Source organism: Sphingomonas sp. (genome assembly GCF_004799495.1).
Taxonomy (GTDB): domain Bacteria; phylum Pseudomonadota; class Alphaproteobacteria; order Sphingomonadales; family Sphingomonadaceae; genus Sphingomonas.
Window position 1 is genome coordinate 26000 of the sequence record NZ_SSMY01000008.1, and the last position, 17688, is coordinate 43687.

The 17688-nt window shown below is 69.1% G+C and carries 16 protein-coding genes; 14 read left to right on the plus strand and 2 right to left on the minus strand.

Going from position 1 to position 17688, the window contains the following annotated elements:
* Positions 1 to 8: 8 nt before the first annotated feature.
* The 14 genes from E7773_RS07970 to E7773_RS08035 all read left to right on the plus strand — a co-directional run bounded on the left by E7773_RS07970 (position 9) and on the right by E7773_RS08035 (position 15925).
* Complete coding sequence (locus tag E7773_RS07970) at positions 9 to 572, plus strand: phage tail protein (protein WP_293990072.1); 564 nt, start codon at positions 9 to 11, stop codon at positions 570 to 572.
* Positions 573 to 575: 3 nt separating this feature from the next.
* On the plus strand, positions 576 to 1304 hold the full coding sequence (locus E7773_RS07975) for a hypothetical protein (RefSeq protein ID WP_293990073.1): 729 nt from the start codon (positions 576 to 578) through the stop codon (positions 1302 to 1304).
* A gap of 66 nt (positions 1305 to 1370) precedes the next feature.
* The gene (locus E7773_RS07980) at positions 1371 to 1541 is read left to right on the plus strand and encodes a hypothetical protein (RefSeq protein WP_293990074.1); all 171 of its coding nucleotides are present in this window, start codon (positions 1371 to 1373) and stop codon (positions 1539 to 1541) included.
* The gene (locus E7773_RS07985) at positions 1538 to 2140 is read left to right on the plus strand and encodes a DUF4255 domain-containing protein (RefSeq protein WP_293990075.1); all 603 of its coding nucleotides are present in this window, start codon (positions 1538 to 1540) and stop codon (positions 2138 to 2140) included. Before E7773_RS07980 ends, E7773_RS07985 begins: the two co-directional genes overlap by 4 nt.
* Position 2141: 1 nt before the next feature.
* The gene (locus E7773_RS07990; RefSeq protein WP_293990076.1) at positions 2142 to 4043 is read left to right on the plus strand and encodes an ATP-binding protein; all 1902 of its coding nucleotides are present in this window, start codon (positions 2142 to 2144) and stop codon (positions 4041 to 4043) included.
* Complete coding sequence (locus tag E7773_RS07995; RefSeq protein ID WP_293990077.1) at positions 4040 to 5047, plus strand: hypothetical protein; 1008 nt, start codon at positions 4040 to 4042, stop codon at positions 5045 to 5047. The genes E7773_RS07990 and E7773_RS07995 overlap by 4 nt, the downstream gene beginning before the upstream one ends.
* 38 nt (positions 5048 to 5085) lie before the next feature.
* A complete protein-coding gene (locus E7773_RS08000; RefSeq protein ID WP_293990078.1) occupies positions 5086 to 5694 on the plus strand; it encodes a hypothetical protein in 609 nt (202 codons plus the stop codon).
* 10 nt (positions 5695 to 5704) lie between these two features.
* Entirely contained in the window at positions 5705 to 6004 is a 300-nt protein-coding gene (locus E7773_RS08005) for a hypothetical protein (RefSeq protein WP_293990079.1), read from the plus strand.
* 2 nt (positions 6005 to 6006) lie between these two features.
* Entirely contained in the window at positions 6007 to 7152 is a 1146-nt protein-coding gene (locus tag E7773_RS08010; RefSeq protein WP_293990080.1) for a hypothetical protein, read from the plus strand.
* Entirely contained in the window at positions 7149 to 7997 is an 849-nt protein-coding gene (locus E7773_RS08015; protein WP_293990081.1) for a phage baseplate assembly protein V, read from the plus strand. The genes E7773_RS08010 and E7773_RS08015 overlap by 4 nt, the downstream gene beginning before the upstream one ends.
* Positions 7994 to 8350, plus strand: coding sequence for a GPW/gp25 family protein (locus tag E7773_RS08020; protein WP_293990082.1), 357 nt, complete (start codon positions 7994 to 7996; stop codon positions 8348 to 8350). The genes E7773_RS08015 and E7773_RS08020 overlap by 4 nt, the downstream gene beginning before the upstream one ends.
* A gap of 2 nt (positions 8351 to 8352) precedes the next feature.
* Positions 8353 to 10119 (plus strand): hypothetical protein, encoded by a 1767-nt coding sequence (locus tag E7773_RS08025; protein ID WP_293990083.1) that lies wholly within the window; start codon positions 8353 to 8355, stop codon positions 10117 to 10119.
* 77 nt (positions 10120 to 10196) lie between these two features.
* Entirely contained in the window at positions 10197 to 14144 is a 3948-nt protein-coding gene (locus E7773_RS08030) for a baseplate J/gp47 family protein (protein ID WP_293990084.1), read from the plus strand.
* On the plus strand, positions 14141 to 15925 hold the full coding sequence (locus E7773_RS08035; protein WP_293990085.1) for a hypothetical protein: 1785 nt from the start codon (positions 14141 to 14143) through the stop codon (positions 15923 to 15925). Before E7773_RS08030 ends, E7773_RS08035 begins: the two co-directional genes overlap by 4 nt.
* A gap of 6 nt (positions 15926 to 15931) precedes the next feature.
* Here E7773_RS08035 and E7773_RS08040 read toward each other — a convergent pair whose 3' ends face one another.
* Both E7773_RS08040 and E7773_RS08045 read right to left on the minus strand, forming a co-directional pair.
* Positions 15932 to 16681 (minus strand): protein phosphatase 2C domain-containing protein, encoded by a 750-nt coding sequence (locus E7773_RS08040; RefSeq protein WP_293990086.1) that lies wholly within the window; start codon positions 16679 to 16681, stop codon positions 15932 to 15934.
* Positions 16678 to 17685, minus strand: coding sequence for a type VI secretion system-associated FHA domain protein (locus E7773_RS08045; protein ID WP_293990087.1), 1008 nt, complete (start codon positions 17683 to 17685; stop codon positions 16678 to 16680). The genes E7773_RS08040 and E7773_RS08045 overlap by 4 nt, the downstream gene beginning before the upstream one ends.
* Positions 17686 to 17688: the final 3 nt, after the last annotated feature.

Consider the following 17688-nt stretch of genomic DNA (forward strand, 5'->3'; position numbering starts at 1 on the left):
GGTGAACCATGCCGAGCAACACCGAATTTCCCAAGGCGACGTATCGCTACGATCCCTATCGGACGTATAAGTTCCGGTTGAAGTGGGACGGCAAGTACATCGCCGGCGTGTCGAAGGTCAGCGCGCTGACGCGGACGACGCAAGTCATCACGCATCGCGCGGGCGGCGACCCGTCGACCCCGCGCCGGATGCCGGGGCAGAGCGAATATGCCGCGATCACGCTGGAGCGCGGCGTCACGCACGACGTCGCGTTCGAGCAATGGGCCAACAAGGTCTGGGACTATCACAATTCGACGATCGACGATCAGCAGGGCGGCACCGGCAACCAGGACGTGTCGCTCCAGGATTTCCGCAAGGACATCATCCTCGAAGTCTATAACGAAGCCGGGCAGAAGGTGATCGCGTACAACATCTATCGCTGCTGGCCGTCGTCGTTCGTCGCGCTGCCGGAGATGGACGCGAACGGCAACGCGGTCGCGATCGCCACGCTTACGCTCGAGAACGAGGGCTGGGAACGCGACACCTCGGTTACCGAGCCGGCCGAGCCCAGCTACACCCTGCCGGCGAGCTAAATCATGACCGCGCTGGCGCCGGCCGATATCGTCGCCGTTTGGGAGACGGGCGAATCGCGCCCCGATTGGAACCGGGCGCTGGTCGCGCTCGCGCGCGCCATGCCGGGCAGCACGCCGGGCGACCTCGCCAGCTTGAGCATCGGCGAACGCAACGCGCGCCTGCTCGCGCTGCGCGAGGCGACGATCGGGCCCGTGATGCGCGCGCTGGTCAATTGCTCGTCGTGCGGCGAGCCGCTCGAGTTCGAGCAGCGGATCGATGAATTGCTCGCCGATTATTCCCCTCCGCCACAGCGCGAGTTCGACATCGCGATCGAGGGGTACGAACTGCACTATCGCCTGATGACCAGCCAGGATCTCGCGACCGCGGTGCAGGGCGACCCTTCCCGCGTTCGCCGCACGCTGGCCGAACGCGCGGTGATCGACGCGACGCGGGGCGGCGAAGCGGTCGCGCCCGCCGACCTGCCCGAACCGGTGCTCGAAGCGCTGGGCAGCGCCATCGCCGAAAACGACGCACTGGCGCAGCTCGCGATTCCGCTGGCCTGCGCGGCGTGCGGCCATGTGTGGAACGCCTCGCTCGAAGTCGTGCCGTTCCTGTGGGCGGAGATCGAGCGCCGCGCGCGGACCATCCTGGAAGATGTCGTGACGCTCGCGCATGCCTATGGCTGGAGCGAGGCCGCGATCCTGGAGATGAGCCAGGCGCGGCGGCAATATTATCTCGACGCCATCGAGTAGCCCGGCATGGACGTGTTCGCCGCACTTGCCGGGCATGCCATGGGCGGCCGGGGCGAGCTCCGTCCCGTGCCACAGCCCGGCCCTGCCGCCGGGGTAACCTTTGCCAGCTGGGGCAGCCGCGCGATGCCGGCGGGCTCGCGCGTCCGCGTCCGCATTCCCGCGCACCGCGCGCGTCGTCGCGGCCGGTCGGGCGCACCCGCCAGCGATGCCATGGTGCATATCGAGCGCTGGCCATGAGCGACCATCTGACGATCGCGTTCGTCACCGCCGCGCTGCACGACATCGTCCAGGGCGCGGTGCAGGACGTCGTCCCCGGCGTGGTCGTGCGGGTCGGCCCGCCGCGCGCCGCGACCGCGGGCGAGAAGGAGGTCAGCCTGTGCCTCTATCACCTCACCCCCAACGCGCAGTTGCGCAACGCCGACCTGCCCACGCGCGACGCGGCGGGCCTATTGGTGGCGCGGCCGCAGATCGCGATCGACCTACACTATCTGATCTCGTTTTCGAGCGAAGATCATCTCGCCACCGAACTGATGCTGGGCAAGGTGCTGACCGCGCTGCACGCCGCCCCCGTGCTGACCGGCGACGAGCTGCGGCGCACCGTGCGCGCGCGCAGCGCCTTTGCGTTCCTGCGCGACTCCGACCTGCCGCGCCAGCTCGATCGGATCAAGATCGTGCCGGAGACGCTGAGCCTCGACGAACTGTCCAAATTGTGGAGCGTGTTCTTCCAGATCGCGCACCGCCCCTCGCTGCAATATATCGCGTCGGCGGTGCTGCTCGATGCCGAGGGCCCGCCTGCTGACGAGCCGCGCCGTGCGCGGTCAGCCGTGACCGCCTGACATGGCAGAGAGCCCACGCGGCGCGATCGACGATTTGGCCGCCGAGCTGCGGCGGATCGCGGCGATCCTGCAAGCGTATCGCGACGGCGAGCGCGCTGGCGCGGTGCCTGCTCCCGGCGAGCGGAGCGACGCGCCGCCGCTCGCGCGATTGGCGGCGGCGTTCGGGCTGGGCGCGTTCGAGCGCGACGTGCTGTTGCTGTGCGCCGGGATGGAACTCGATGCGCAGTGCGCCGCGCTGGTGTCCGAGCTCCAGGCCGGTGCGCCGCCCAATTTCGCGCTCGCGCTCGCGGCGCTGCCCGATGCGCACTGGAGCGCGACGTTGCCCGATTCGCCGCTCCGCCACTGGCAATTGGTCAAGCTCGGCGACGGGCCATCGCTGGTCGGCGCGCCGCTCCGGATCGACGAGCGCATTCTGCATCATCTGACCGGGCTCGATCCACTCGATGCGACGCTCGCCGCGATCGCCGAGCCGGTCCGCCCGGCCGGCGAGCTCGCGCCGCCGCACCGTGCCGTCGCCGAGCGGATCGCCGCGGTCTGGCAATCGTCCGTGCCCGCCGACACGGTCGTCCAACTGGTCGGTGACGATCGCTCCGCCGCACGCGAAGTCGCGGCCGACGCGGCTCGGCTCCTGTCGGCCGACCTGTTCACCGTCGCAGCACGCGACTTGCCCGACGATGCCGAGGCGATCGACCGCGTCGCACGGGTGTGGGCGCGCGAAGCACGGCTCGCGCCTCGCCTGTTGATGGTGACGGCGGACGGCGACGGCGTGGAAGATCGCGTGCGGCGGCTCGCCGACCGGATCGCCGCGCCGTTGCTGCTGGCCGGACTGCGCCAGCCGGTCGACACGCTGCGCCCGGTGTTGCGGATCGACGTGCCGCGTCTGACCCCGGCGGAGCAGCTCGCGCTGTGGCGCGACGCGCTCGCCGGCACCGACGGCGCGTCGGAGGACGATCTGCGCGGCCTCGCTTTTCAGTTCGAACTCGACGTGTCGACGATTCGCAGCGCCCGGCTGGCCGCGGCGGGCGAGCGCGACGACGGCACGCCGATCGCGCGCCGCATCTGGGCCTATTGCCGCAGCGCGGCGCGCGCGCCGATCGGCGATACGGTTGAGCGCATCGAGCCGCGCGCGACATGGGACCAGCTCGTCCTGCCCGAGCACGAAATGTCGACGCTGCGCGCGATCGCCGCGCAGGCGCGCGACCGCGCGACCGTCCATGGCGAGTGGGGCATGGCGGGCGCCAGCGCGCGCGGGACGGGCATGGTCTCGCTGTTCGCCGGGCCGAGCGGCACCGGCAAGACGCTCGCCGCCGAGGTGATCGCGAACGATCTGTCGCTCGACCTCTACCGCATCGACCTGAGCGCGGTGGTGAACAAATATATCGGCGAGACCGAGAAGAATTTGCGCCGCGTGTTCGACAGCGCCGAAGCAGGCGGCGCCGTGCTGTTGTTCGACGAGGCGGATGCCTTGTTCGGCAAGCGCAGCGAGGTGAAGGACAGCCACGACCGCCACGCCAATATCGAAGTCAGCTACCTTCTCCAGCGAGTCGAGGCGTATCGCGGGGTCGCGATCCTGACGACCAATCTGCGCGAGGCGATCGATCAGGCCTTCCTGCGCCGCCTGCGCTTTCTCGTGCAATTCCCCTTTCCCGACGTGGCCGAGCGCGCGGCGATCTGGCGGCGGATATTCCCCGCGGCGACGCCGGTGGATGCGCTCGATTACGGACGGCTCGCGCAGCTCAACGTCGCCGGCGGCGGGATTCGCAACATCGCGCTCAACGCCGCGTTCCTGGCGGCGGCGCGGCGCGCGCCGCTGGCGATGCGCGACATCCGCACCGCAGCCGGAATCGAATATGCCAAGCTCGACCGCCCGTTGACCGAAACCGAAACGCGGGGGTGGCTATGACGCGCGCCTTCGTTCCACGGCCTGCTGCCGCGCCCGCGAAAAAATCGGGCGGTGAGACCAGGCCATCGACTGGCCCTTCGCCGCTCGCCGTCCCCGCCTTCTCGCTGGCGCAGATCGCGATCGCGCCGTCGCACGCGGTGATCCAGGCACGGTGGATGCCGGGCCCCGGTGCGGGCCAGGTGCACTGGGTCGGGCGCTCGGACGAGGCGAGCCGCCCGCCCCCGCCCGACGGGATGGAAGTGGTCGACGTGCCGCTCGAAACCGGCGTGGAGATGGGGACGGCGAGTGGGCATCGCAGCATGCGCGGGCTCTACACCCAGCCGGACAGCCCGACCGCCGGGTTGGACATGCTGGCGCACGCGGCCGCCCTGGCACAACAGAATCGCGGCCTTGCCTATAGCGGCCCGACCGAGCAGCGCGGGCTCGGCCCGCAGCCCGTTCTGGCGACGATTCCGCACCGCGACCCCGGCGCGCACCGCACGATCTTTTCGCAGAACAGCGGCTACAGCAGCGCCACCGCCTACAACAATTCGCTCGGCCTCGGGCTTCCGGGGACCAACTATCAAATCGGGCATGGCATGGGCCATGGTCAGGGCGGTGCGGCCACGCAGGACATCAACAACCTGGCGACGATCTCGCAGGGCGCGAACGGCGAGATGATCCCGTTCGACAATGCGATCTCCGGCAATACCGACGTCGTCGTCAACACATCGTTCAACATGCGTCCCGGTACCCACCGCGCCGAGTCGGTGCACCAGAGCTTCGCGCACCGCGACTATCCCGACGATCCGTTCCACGACCGCATGATCGACGCCGACCGGCCCCTGCCGAGCAGTTCCGAATGGGATTCGTTCCACCATCAGGCATCGCGCTTCGCCCCCGATGCGCTCGACGCCGCGGCGACGATGATCAGCATGACTCGGCCCCGCGCCTCGGATGCTCAGGCCCAACAGGCGCCGCGCCAGCTCGGCCGCGACGAAGACGAAATGGACGACCGCGAATGAGCCGCGCACGAGGCCCTCGTACGCTCAAAGGGGCACTCGTGACGGTCGATTCGGCCGATCCGACGCCGCGCGTGATCGCGTTCCGTTACAACCCGTCGACGCTGAAGCGATCGCTCCAGCCGCAGATGGTCGGGGGCGACGACAATGCGCGGTCGGCGGCGGTGCGGTTCACCGGTCCGCCGTCGCAGATCGTCACGATCGAGATCGAGCTCGACGCGAGCGACGATATCGGCACTGGCCAGCAGGCGGCGGTGCAATATGCCGCGCTGCCGCAACTCGCCGCGCTCGAACTGCTCGTCTATCCGGCGCTCGCCGCGGTGAAGCAGGCGCAGGGCCAGCTGGCAAGCGGGGTGATGGAGATCGCGCCGCTGACCGCGCCGCGCACCTTGTTCGTGTGGGGCCAGAAACGCGTGCTGCCGGTGCGCATCGCGAGCTACGACATTAACGAGGAATTCTTCGATTCGCGGCTGAACCCGATCCGCGCGACGGTCACGCTGGCGATGCACGTGCTGACCTATGCCGACGTGTCGCCCGACAACCATGCCTATTTCACGTTCACGGCGTACCAACAGGCGCTCAACACGATCGCTGCCCAGGCGACGGGCGCCGCCGCGCCGTCGATCGGCGTCGATTCGGGCGCGTTGTGAGGAGGCGCTGATGGCCGACCCCCGCGACCGCTACGCCGCCATCGGCAATCTGCGCTGCGTCACCGACGACGGCATGGCAATAGTCTACAAGAAGCGGCGCTTCCTGCCGCGCGTCGACCCCGACGCCGCCGGCTCGACCGTCGTGCCGCGCCAGGGCGACCGGCTCGACCTGATCGCGGCGCGGACGCTTGGCGACCCCTTGCTGTTCTGGCGGATCGCCGATGCCAATCTCACGCTCGACCCGTTCGACCTCATCGAGCCCAACGAGGCGCTGACCATCCCGCTCCTGCGGCCCTCCGGGACGTCGTGATCATGACCGCGCCGAACAATATCAAGCTCGAGCTGTGGCTCGGCTCGATGATCGCGACGCCCGCCTCGGCCGCGATCATGGAACGGCTCGACAGCGTCGAGGTGACGTGCGCCGACAACGCACCGCGATCGTTCAGGCTGACCTTCAAGATGGATCGCGCGGCAACGCCGTCGGCCGATTTCGCGTTGTTGAGCGGTGGCGATCTCGCGCCGTGGAACCGCGTCGTCGTCAGCGTCGGGCTGGGATCGGGGTCGCAGATCCTGATCGACGGCTTCATCACCCAGCACGAACTGTCGCACGACGGGCCGTTCGCCGGGACAGTGCTCAACGTCATCGGCGAGGACGTCAGCATCCTGATGGACCGCGTCCAGTTCTCGCTCGAATACCCGCAGATGGGCGATTCGCTGATCGCGCTGACGGTGCTCGCCAAATACGGGCTGATCGGCGTGGTACCTGAAGTGCTGCCGACCGCGGCCGATCTGACCCCACTCGTGTTGGAGCGCATCCCGCAGCAGAACGCGACCGACCGCGCCTATCTGCGCGAACTGGCGGCGCCGCACGGGTACATGTTCCATGTCAGGCCCGGTCCGGAGCCGATGACCAACATCGCCTATTGGGGCCCGCCGCTCAACGTCGGGTCGGTGAAACCGGCACTGTCGGTCGATCTCGGCCCGAGCACCAATGTCGATCGAATCAGCTTCCGGCTCGATTCGCTTGCGCCGATCCAGCTCTACGGCATGGTGCAGGACAACGAGACCGAGATCGATGCGCCGCTGGTCACGCTGGGCAGCTCGCGTATGCCACCGCTCTCGACCGATCCGGCGCTCAATCCGATCGGCCTGCTCCAGCGGCGCGACCTGTTCACCGATCCGCGGCTGGGATATTTTCAGGCACTCGCGAGCGCGCAAGCGACAACCGACGTGTCGACCGATCAGGCCGTGACCGCGCAGGGCGAGGTCGACACGTTGCGGTACGGCGCGGTGCTCGAAGCGCCCGGGCTGGTCGACGTGCGCGGCGCGGGAACGAGCTACGATGGCCGCTACCGCGTCAAGACGGTAACGCATTCGCTTGCGCGCGGACGGTATCAGCAATCCTTCACACTGGCGCGCGAAGGCACCGGCAGCACGATCGATCGGGTGGCGGCATGAGCATCGTTCCGCCACGCGACGGCGAGCTGCGTTTCGTCGGCAAGTTCCGCGGCAAGGTGATCGAAAATATCGACCCGCTGTTCCAGGGGCGGATCATGGCCGACGTGCCCGACATTCCCGGCTCGCTGACCAACTGGGCGCTCCCCTGCACGCCCTACGCCGGACCCGATGTCGGCTTCTACGCGATCCCGCCGATCGGCGCGAACGTGTGGATCGAGTTCGAGCGCGGCGACCCCAATTACCCGATCTGGGCGGGGTGCTTCTGGGGTCCCGAGGACATCCTCCACGTGCCCGAGCCGCCGCCGCCCGAGGTGAAGGTCTTCAAGACCGAGTTCATCACGATGATCCTCAACGACCTGCCCGAAATCGGCGGTTTCACGCTGCAATGCATGCCGGCGGCAGTCGACATCCCGCTCACCATGACGTTCAATTCGACCGGGATCACGATCGATTGCCCCGAATCGGTGATCGAGATGACGCCCGCCAGCATCACGCTGACCGTGCCCGAATCGATCGTCGAGATGACCCCGGAGAGCATCACGCTGACGGTGCCGGAGTCAGTGATCGCCATGACGCCCGAGGCGACCTCGATCGCGGTGCCGGCGTCCTCGATCGACCTGACCGCCGAGGCGATCGAGATCGAATCGATCGAGGTCAGCGTCACCGGCGAAACCAACATCGCGCCCGTCCTGACGGTCGAGGGCGAAACCAATTGCGCGGGCGCGCTGACCGTCGAAGGCGAGACCAACATGGCCGGGGCGCTGACCGTCGAGGGCGCGGTCGCGATCGCCGGCGGACTGGCGGTCGAAGGCGGCGGAGAGATCGACGGGGCGCCGATCATATGAACCGCCAAATCGCCTTTCCCTATCGGCTCGCACCGTCCGGCCAGACCGAGACGAGCGATCTCGACGATTATATCCGCGATCTGCTCGCACAAATCGTCTTCACCGATCCCGGCGAGCGCGTGAACCGCCCCGATTTCGGGTGCTCGCTGCGGCGGCTGGTCTTCACCGACGGGCGCAGCGAGACGACCGCCGCGGTCGAGGCGCTGATCCATAGCGCCCTCCGGCAGTGGGTCGGCGAAGTCGTTCAGATCCAGCAAGTCGACGTGACGACGGCCGATTCGCTCGTCGCGGTGACGATCGGCTATCTCGACGTACATTCGCAGACGCTGCGGCGCGTGACGTTGACGACGTGACGATGGCCGATCCGCTCGCTTCCGCAGTCCATCAGGACGTGCATTTCCTGGCGAAGGACTATGCCGCGTTTCGCGCGCTGATGCTCGACGACCTCGCCGCCAATTCGCGCGACGCGGCCACCCAGCATCCCGCCAATATCGACGTCGCTTTGGTCGAAGTGCTCGCCTATGTCGCCGATTATCTGAGCTATTATCAGGACGCGGTCGCGACCGAGGCCTATCTCGAGACCGCGCGGCGGCGAGTGTCGGTGCGACGGCATGCGCGGTTGCTCGACTACCCGCTCAACGAAGGCTGCAACGCGCGGACGTGGGTGCACCTCGAGACCGCGGGGGACGGCGTCGTCGTCCCGGCGGGCACCGCGCTCGCGACAAAGATCGCCACGATCGACACGCCACGCATCGCCCGCGACGCCACGGCGATGGCAACGGTGTTCGAGACGATGCACGCCGTGACGCTGGTGAAGGGACATAATCGCTTCCATCCCTCGATCGCGACGGCACTACTGCATCCGGGGGACGATCGGACCCAGATCGCCGGGCGTTGGCCAGCCTTGGCAGCGGGCGACGTACTGGTGATCGAGCACACCGATGGCTGGGCGCATCCCGTTCGCCTGACCGAGGTCACGGCTGGCGATGGTGTCACGCAGATCGTCTGGCACGGCGACGACCGCTTGCCGGCAGACACGCCCGCGCGGACTGGCTGGACGTTGCTCGGCAATATCGTGCTCGCCGACCACGGGACATGGCTCGACCCCGCGCCGGTCGAACTCGTCGCCGACGGGCGCGGCGATGTCGCGATAGCGTGCGCCGATCTGTGCTTCGCCGAGCCGTACCGCCACGGCGACGCGGTTTCGCAATCGGCGGCGGCGGCGCAGCAGCAAGACCCGCAGCGCGCCGAACCGCTCATGACGCTCGAAAGGGCGCACCCATCGGCCGGGCCGCGCGCGCCATCCTGGACCGCTTGCCGCGACATCCTGCGCGCCAGCGCGTTCGACCGGGTGTTCGCGGTCGAGCCGGTCGATGCCGCGCGCGTGTCCTTGCGCTTCGGCGATGGAATAGCGGGCCGCCGCGCCCCGACCGGCCAGCCGATGGCGATGCGCTATCGCCGGGGCGGCGGCGGTGCCGGCAATATTGGCGCCGGCACGTTGGCGCACATCGTCAGCGACGACGATCGCATCCTCGCGGTGACCAACCCGCTCGCCGCCACCGGCGGCAGCGACGCGCAGAGTATCGACCAGGTGGTGGCGCTGGCACCCGATGCCCGCCGCAAACAATTGCGATGCGTGACCGACGAGGACTTCGCGGCCGCCGCCCGCCGGCTGAGCGAGGTCGATGCCGTGCTGGTTCGGCGCACACCGGAATCTCCGGTCGTCGAACTGCGGGTCGTTACACCGCAGGGATATATCGCCGACGCCGACTTTTGCTCCCGGCTCGCCGATGCGATCACCCCCTTGCTGTTGATCGGCGAAAGCATTCGTATCGCGCCTGCGAAGGTCTTGACGCCGGCGCTCACCATCCGATTGCCCGTCGCGCCGGCCGAACTGGCAGCCGCGGCGACCGTGGCGCGCACCCAGCTGGTTCGGTCCGTCACGCCCGGTTTCGGCATCGCGCTCGATATCCCGACGATCGAGCGGGCCGTGCCAAACGCCCAGGTGGTCACGATGGCGCATGCCGGCGACGACGATCTGGCCGCGATCCGGCCGCAGCCCGACGAAATTGTGCGGATCGACCCCTCCCGGTTGACCTTTGTGGCAGGCCGACAGTCATGACCGACCCGCCGGCACCACGGCCAAGCCAGCGCGCTCTGGCGCTGGGCATGACTAAGGCGGCACGGCGTCGTCCGCAAATGGCGCGCATTCCCGCCACGCACCGCAGCGACTTTACCAATATGCTGGTCGAGGCATGGGCCAAGGTCTGCCGGATTCTCGCTTTCTATCAGGAGCGGATCGCCGCGGAGGGTTATCTCGACAGCGCGATCGAGCCGTTCTCGGTGATCGCATTGGCGGGCATGGCCGGCGAGAAACGCATTCCCGCGATTTCGGCGACTACCTATCTGGCGGTTCGGATTACCGATGCCGCCGGGCAGCCGGACAGACTGTGCCTGTCGCGCGACCATCCGCTTGTCGTTCAGAACGTGCCGCCCGCCGGGCAGTTGCCCGTCGTATTCGAGGTATCCGATTCGATCGAATTGCGCGCGGCGTGGAACGCTATGCCCGCATTGCCCGAGTGCAGCGCCGATGCACCGGTGCTCCGCCCGTGGAGCCGCAGCATTCGGCTGGCCGGCACCGATAGCGGGGCGCGCGTCGGCGCGACATTGCACCTGCGCGCAGGGGGCGCGAATCCGCCGCGCAGCTGGCTTGTCGCGATCGCGGAGGTCGTCACCGACCGACGTCGGGGGTGCACGATCGTGACATGGGCGGAGCCGCTTGTCTCGCCGGAGGAAAAGGAAGACTGGTCCTATCCTGTCGCCGAGATCATCCTGCTGTCGCGCAGCGCCGGATTGTTCGGCGCCAACGCCGCGGCGTGGAGTGACGTGCCGCCCGTCACGCAGGCGGTGATCGGCGTTCGCGCCGGGGGCGTACTCCGCCACGCCGACGATGGGGCTGACGCGACGTCCGATGCTTCGACACCGTCGTGGCAGGCCGCGGCAATCGATGGCGACGTCCAGGCGATCGTCGCGACACAGGGCGACGTCCTGTACGCGGTGGGCAGCGGGGCGTGGCGGTCCGAAGATCACGGCCTGTCGTGGCGCGCGCTGACGCTCCCGCCCGGACGCTACGACTTGCTCGCCGTGGCGGTCGCGGGCGCCTCGCTCTACGCCGGCGACGCATCAGGCAAGGTCGTGCAATCGAGCGATGGCGGAACGACATGGACGGCCCTGCCGCCATTGGTCGCCTGGACGCCGCCCACGGGCTTCGGCCGCGACGTGCTCGACGCGCTGCATTTGGCCAAGCGGCCAGCGGCGAATAGGTGGCCGCTGTCCGCAGCGATCCGCGCGCTGGCGATCACGGCGGAGGCCGGAAACCTTTTCGCCGGGACCGACAACGGCGTGTTGCGCCGGGCGGCCAACGGCCTGCATTGGGCGCCGTTCAACGACGGATTTCCCGAGATCAATCCCGAGAGCGGCGCGGCCGCCGTCAAGGTCGCCGCCTTGGCCGAATTTGCCGGCTGGCTGGTCGCGGCAACCGACCATGGTCTGTTCGCCAGCCCGCTCGATCGCCCCGGCTGGTTCGCGGTCGATATCCCTACATTGCCTCCCGGCGCGCAATTGCACGACCTCGCCACCAACGCCGTCACGGTCGATGGCGACGCGATAGCCACGTTGTTCGTCGCGTCGTCGGCGGGGATCGCCGCCACCCCCGACCTCAACCGATGGGCCGATTTCAGCGTCCATACCGCCGAGGGCGATCCGGGGGTCACGAAAGTGGCGGCGGGGCCATCGGGGGTGATTGCGGCGACCGCCGGGGGGGTGACGCGTTCCGGCGCCTACGCGCCGCACTGGTCGTATTGGGCGGAGCAGGAACTCGACCTGTTTACCGCCGATCTGTCGCTGGCGGCGGGGCTTGATGGGGGTCACGTCGGTCCCGGGTTGATCGCCCGCTTTGCGCGGTTCGCCATCGCCTTGTCCCCCGATGCTCGAGTGACGACCATCGAAACGGGCAAGGTCTGGGACGTGACCCAGCCCGGCGATACGGCAGAGGCGTATCGGCTGTACGCCGAAACCACATTGCGCGTCGCGCGCCACGTCGCGATCGCGGCCGGCGACGTCCGGTCGATCGCGATGACGTCGCAGGCTTCGGTCCTTGCCGCGGCGCCGGGCGCGGTGCTCAATACCGAATGGCCCGATTTCACGACCGGCGGGTCGGCGCTGGTGCTCGACCGCAAGGCCTTGGGGGTCGATCCACCGGGCATGTTGGCGCTGGTCGGATCGTCGGGCGCCGTGACACCGCAACCCGAGACACGGTCGATCATCGGCAATGAGACGGTGGCCGCGCGCGGCTTCGGCAAGCAAGCGACGGTGACTCGCGTGCTGCTCGACGGCCCCGACCTTCCCGCGCTGGATCCCCGCACGGCGGTCGCCTGGCTAGACAGCAGCCCGCTTGCTGCGCACGCCGCTTCCGTCATCGCGGTGCCGGGAATCGGTGGCGGTCGGCTGACACTCGGTGGGGGGGCTGCGGGAATCGCGCCAGGCCGGCGGTTGATCGTCAGCGGCCCGCGTCCGCTGGTAGCGATCATGTCGCGCGGCGCGACTGATCCTCCTGCCCCAGTCGCGGGGTGCCTCGCGGATATCGCGCCGCAGCTCGACCAGGCCGGGCTGCCGGCGGCGCTGAAAGACTGTCTGTCCGCCGCCGGTATCAAGCTGTCACTCGACACGACGATCCACGTCGTCGTCCCAGGCAGTCTATGGCTGATGCACGACGGCGACCGCGCGTGGCGACTCGACATTTCGGGCACTTCGATCGGCATCGCCTCGACCGGTCTGGCCGAATTGCTGGCGCCCCCCGCGAATCCGGCGGGTGCCTGGGTCGTCGTCACGGCCGACGGAGAGCGGCGTTACCCCGCCGCTGCCGTCCATGCCGTCATCGTTCCCGCTACCGCCGATATGACGGTGCGCGCCGAGGCCGTGACCGTCGCGGCGATCGGTCCGATCGCCACCGGGCGCTGGCAGGTCGATATCGAACCGCCGCTGTGCCGGCTCTACGACTCGCTGTCGTGCCGCGTGTCGGCGAACGTCGTGACCGCAACGCAAGGCGAGACGGTGCCGCTCGAGATCCTCGGTACCGGCCAGCCGTCGCGCGCCAACCAAGTATTTCGCCTCCACCGCGGACCCTTGTCCTACACGCGCGAGGCCGACGGGACGCCGCGGCCCTTGCTGTCGCTAGAGGTCAACGGCGATACCGGCCGCAGCCTGCGCTTCGGCGCCCAGCCCGCCGGGATACGCGGTGAAGCGTGGAGCCTAACGATCGGGTTGCCGCGGCACGACCCGGCCGATCGCGTCTATGAACTGGTCACCGACGCCGATGGCAATACTGCGGTCCGCTTCGGCGACGGGCGACATGGCACGCGGCTTCCCTCGGGCGAGAACAACATCGCTGCGACCTATCGCGTCGGCGCCGGGCGCGCCGGCAACGTCGCCGCGAACTCGTTGATCGCGCTGCGCAAACGCGTTCCCGGGATTCGCGCGGTCACCAATCCGCTGGCCGCGACAGGCGGCGCGGAAGCCGAGCCGATCGAGCATTTGCGTGCCCGAACGCGCGAACGCGCGACCGCGGCCGAGCGCGTCGTGACGGTTGCCGACCACGCGCGGCGTGCGATGACCTATCCCGGAATAGAATCCGCCGCGGCGGCGACGATCTCGCGCGCGGCGGAAAGCCCCTATCTGCTGGTGACGGTCGTGCCGGCCGAGACGGCGGTGGCGGAACCCGATTGGGCCGGTTTGCGCGCGTGGATCGAAGCCGTCTCGCCGCGCCGGGTGCCGATCACGATCGCCACCGCCCGCACCTTGCTGGTCGGGATCGACCTGACGATCACGCCGGTCCCAGGCGCGGATATCGATACCGTTGAAGAGGGGGTGAGGCATCGGCTGATCGCGGCGTTCGGGGTGGACGGGCGACCGCTCGGTGCCCAGCTCGACCCCGCCGATATCACCGCGGTCGCGAAAACCGTCCCCGGAGTCGAACGGGCGACGGTGAGTCGAATCCGGCAGCCGGTCGCTGTTGCAGCCGCGACACCGGGCGCACTCGACCGCATCGCGCTCGACCCGGCGGACATCCGCATCGAGACCCGGCCATGACCGCACCGCGCCGGATATACGATCTGCTGCCCGAACTCTATCGACGGCTCGACGCGGACAATCTTTATGCCTTGCGCGAATTGACCGAGGTGCTGGACGTCGGCCGGTCGCAGATCGAGCGCGATATCAACGGGCTCTACCGCGACTGGTTCGTCGAGACCGCCGGCCGTGCGGCGCTCGACCGGATCGGCGCGCTGGTCGGCGCGACCGATATATCGGCCGATGCGGCCGACCACCGCGCGCTCATCGCCGACGCGGTGGCGTATCGGCGGCGCGAGGGGACTCGCGCGGCGGCGGAAATCCGGCTGCGCGATTTATCGGGCTGGCCCGTGGCCATCGGGGCGGCCGATGGCGATGGATCGGTGACGATCGACGTGTGGCAGGACCAGGCGTGCCGCTCCGCCCTGGTCGCGCCCGCACCGTTGGACGCCGGCCGCGCCGGGCCGCATGCCTTCCGGCTCCATCCGTTGGGTATCGATATTCCGTTGTACCAAGTGCCCGATCGTTGCCGCCACATGGATCGTGTCTTCTCTCCGGAATATGACGCCGCGCTACCGCTGGGTTTCGAGGCGAGCCCGGACGCGATTGCTCGCGCGGTCGGGCTTCAGTTCGCCGATGCCGATGGCGCGTGGCACGCTATCGCGCCCGAGCGCATCGCGGTGACCGCGCTCCGCGAGTGGCGGGCAAGCGGCAGGCATTCCACGCAGGCCGCGGTTGCGATCGACCCCCAGTTGGGCCGCCTGATCGTGCTCGATCCCGCGCTGATCGGTGCGCCGTTGCTGGCGAGCTTCGGCTGGGTGCCGCCCGGAACGATCGGCGGCGGCAGCTATGATCGGTCGTCGGCAGTACGCACGGCCTCCTGGATCGCCGAGGTCGACCGTTTTGCCGTGGCGTGTCCGACCGCGCAGCCGCCGGTTTTCTCCTCGCTCGGCGATGCCCTGGCCGCGTTCCGCCGCGTCCCGGGGTGCGGCCTGATCCGCATTCACGACAGCACCACGCACGATATCGGCGACACGACGATCCACGACCATGCCGACATCTGTCGGCACGATCCCGACGCGCCGCGGCGCCTGGCGATCGAAGCGGCCGGCGGCGAATCACCGACCATTCGCGGGAGACTCGAGCTGCGCGGCGCTGCCGCCGGACTCGACCTGACGCTCGACGGACTATGGATCGACGGCACAGTCGGGATCGAAGGAACCGTCGCGCTGAGCGTGACGCATTGCACGCTCCGCTCCGGTCCGGCGACGCATCGCGCCGAACGGCGGACGCCGGCGATTAAGGTCGGCAAAGCGGCATCGGGTCAGCATTTGGCGATCGCCCACAGCCTGGTCGGGCCGCTCGACCTGGCGCGGGACGTTCCCCTCGATCTCGAATCGTGCGTCGTCAATGGCTATGACCAGCGCCCCGCGATTGCCGGACGTCCCGTCGTCACGGCGCGGCGGTCCACCGTGATCGGCGACACCGACGTGGCACACCTGGCGGCGGACGACACCTTGTTTGCCGGGGTGGTGGCGATCGCGCATCGCGGTCGCGGACACATCGCGAACTCCGTCGTGATCGATGGCCCGGGGGTGCGGTGGCGCTCCCCTTCCCTCGGCCAGCCCGGCTACGCGCGGCTCGACCGGCAAACCGACGGCGCGTTGTTCACGAGTGCCGGCGACGGCGGGGAGGTTGGCGCATTCAGTGGCGATCGGGACTTCCAGCGCGCCGCGCTGTTGCAGAGCGCGATTCCCGATGTGCTACCGGCGGGCCAACGCTACATGCTCGCCTGGCGCTAGCGCGGATCAAGCCAGGCCGGTGAATTCCGCCAGGATCAACGAGATATTGTCGCTGCCGTCACGGCACAGGGCGCCGGCCAGCATCTGGTCGGCGATCAACCCCAATTCGCCCTCGCCGACGTGGCCGGTCAGCGACCGCGACAGGCCGTCGGAACACAGCAGCAATCGGTCGCCGGGCAGGAATTCCACCACGGTCGTCTGCAAGCGCGGGTCGTCGTCCACCCCCAACGCGCGGGTCACGACATGCGCTTGCGGATGCCGCTCCGCAGCCTCGGCGGCGAGCAGTCCGGCATCGACCAACTCCTGCACCACGCTGTGATCGTGCGTCAGCAAATCGACCTGGCCCGCGCGCAGCCGATAGGCGCGGCTGTCGCCGGCCCAGGCGATATGCGCCCTCGACCCGTCGATCATCGCCGCGACGACGGTCGCGCCGGCGTCGGTCCCGAGCCGGTCGTTGCGCTGACGAATGTCGCCATTGGCCTGGCCGAGCGCGACGAGCATGTCGGTGAACCCGATCGTGCGGGGTCCCGTGGTCAGCGCGCGCAACCGGTCGACGACCGCCTGCGCCGCCAAGTCGCCGCCGGCGTGCCCGCCCATCCCGTCGGCCACCGCCCACACGCCCGCCTCGGCGCAATCGAACACGCGGTCTTCGTTGATCGCGCGGACCAGCCCGACGTGGCTGCGCGCGACCGATCGGGCGACCGGACGGCTGTTGTTGAGGTCGGCTTGAAGCCGCTCGACCGGCATTGCGGTCATCGTTGCTCGTCCGTGTCGGCGCGCGCTTCGGCGGCATCGTAGGCGGCGACGAACGCCGTTTCGAGCGACCCGCCCTCGCCGTCGTCCAGCTGTCGCGCGAGGTCGGCATGGCGGCTCGCGACTTCCTCGGCCTGGAGCGCAACGCGGCTCTTGAGCAACGACACGCGCGGCTCGACCGCGGTATCGAGCGCCTTGGGATCGAAGCTGCCGATCGCCGCGCGCAGGCTGCCGTGCAAACCCGCGAAGGTTGCGATCAGGTGGCGCTTGATGTCGCGAAACGACGCCTGCAGCGCCGCCGGTCCCGACAGGAAGCTGCCCGACCCGGCGAGCAGCAGGTCGATCGCGAGCCGCTGCGTCGGCGCCCATTTGAACGGATTGTTGTTGGCGCCGCCGATCGTCGTGCGCGACAATTTATACTGCCCGCGCGCGCGGTCGCGCTCCGCCATCAGGTCGCCGATGCCGAGCACCATCTGGCGATAGACCGCGCCGGCGCGGCGCATGATCTCGGTCGGCTCCTCGCTGGAGAGCAGCGACGCGTCGAGTCCGGCGCCTTCGCAGAACGCCTCGAGTAGCGAGCCGTTGGCGGCGGGCAGCACCACGCCACCGTCGCTCCAGTCGTCAGGCACCGCAGTCGACGAGCCGAGCGGCGGGGTCAGCACCATCGTGCGCGCGGCGTCGATTGGCGCGTCGCCGTGGGGCGCGTGGCTCGCCTTCAGCCGGAACCGCCCGAAGCGCAGGGTTGAGGGGATCGGCATCGCCACCTCGATCGCGTCGGGAAAGCGCTCGCCGGTCGCGTCGTCGAACACGCCGTTGGCGCCGAGCGCGCGCAAGGTCAGCGCGCCATCGGCCACCGCGAGCTCGCAATGCGACCGCGACAATTCGCAATCGGGGTCGGCGATCGACCAGTCCGCCGCGCTGTCGCGCCCGATCCGCATCAGTCCCTCGCGGATCAGCCGCGCGTCGATCGGCTGAAGCTCGTCCGCCGTGTCGAACAATTGGAGCATGTA

What these genes read in the sequence shown, in the direction of transcription:
- E7773_RS08025 (WP_293990083.1), top strand. Translation starts at nt 8,353, where the DNA reads ATGGCCGATCCGCTCGCTTCCGCAGTCCATCAGGACGTGCATTTCCTG.
- E7773_RS07995 (WP_293990077.1), top strand. Translation starts at nt 4,040, where the DNA reads ATGACGCGCGCCTTCGTTCCACGGCCTGCTGCCGCGCCCGCGAAAAAA.
- E7773_RS07990 (WP_293990076.1), top strand. Translation starts at nt 2,142, where the DNA reads ATGGCAGAGAGCCCACGCGGCGCGATCGACGATTTGGCCGCCGAGCTG.
- E7773_RS08005 (WP_293990079.1), top strand. Translation starts at nt 5,705, where the DNA reads ATGGCCGACCCCCGCGACCGCTACGCCGCCATCGGCAATCTGCGCTGC.
- E7773_RS07985 (WP_293990075.1), top strand. Translation starts at nt 1,538, where the DNA reads ATGAGCGACCATCTGACGATCGCGTTCGTCACCGCCGCGCTGCACGAC.
- E7773_RS07970 (WP_293990072.1), top strand. Translation starts at nt 9, where the DNA reads ATGCCGAGCAACACCGAATTTCCCAAGGCGACGTATCGCTACGATCCC.
- E7773_RS08030 (WP_293990084.1), top strand. Translation starts at nt 10,197, where the DNA reads ATGGCGCGCATTCCCGCCACGCACCGCAGCGACTTTACCAATATGCTG.
- E7773_RS07975 (WP_293990073.1), top strand. Translation starts at nt 576, where the DNA reads ATGACCGCGCTGGCGCCGGCCGATATCGTCGCCGTTTGGGAGACGGGC.
- E7773_RS08015 (WP_293990081.1), top strand. Translation starts at nt 7,149, where the DNA reads ATGAGCATCGTTCCGCCACGCGACGGCGAGCTGCGTTTCGTCGGCAAG.
- E7773_RS08020 (WP_293990082.1), top strand. Translation starts at nt 7,994, where the DNA reads ATGAACCGCCAAATCGCCTTTCCCTATCGGCTCGCACCGTCCGGCCAG.
- E7773_RS08045 (WP_293990087.1), bottom strand. Translation starts at nt 17,685, where the DNA reads ATGCTCCAATTGTTCGACACGGCGGACGAGCTTCAGCCGATCGACGCG.
- E7773_RS08010 (WP_293990080.1), top strand. Translation starts at nt 6,007, where the DNA reads ATGACCGCGCCGAACAATATCAAGCTCGAGCTGTGGCTCGGCTCGATG.
- E7773_RS08035 (WP_293990085.1), top strand. Translation starts at nt 14,141, where the DNA reads ATGACCGCACCGCGCCGGATATACGATCTGCTGCCCGAACTCTATCGA.
- E7773_RS08040 (WP_293990086.1), bottom strand. Translation starts at nt 16,681, where the DNA reads ATGACCGCAATGCCGGTCGAGCGGCTTCAAGCCGACCTCAACAACAGC.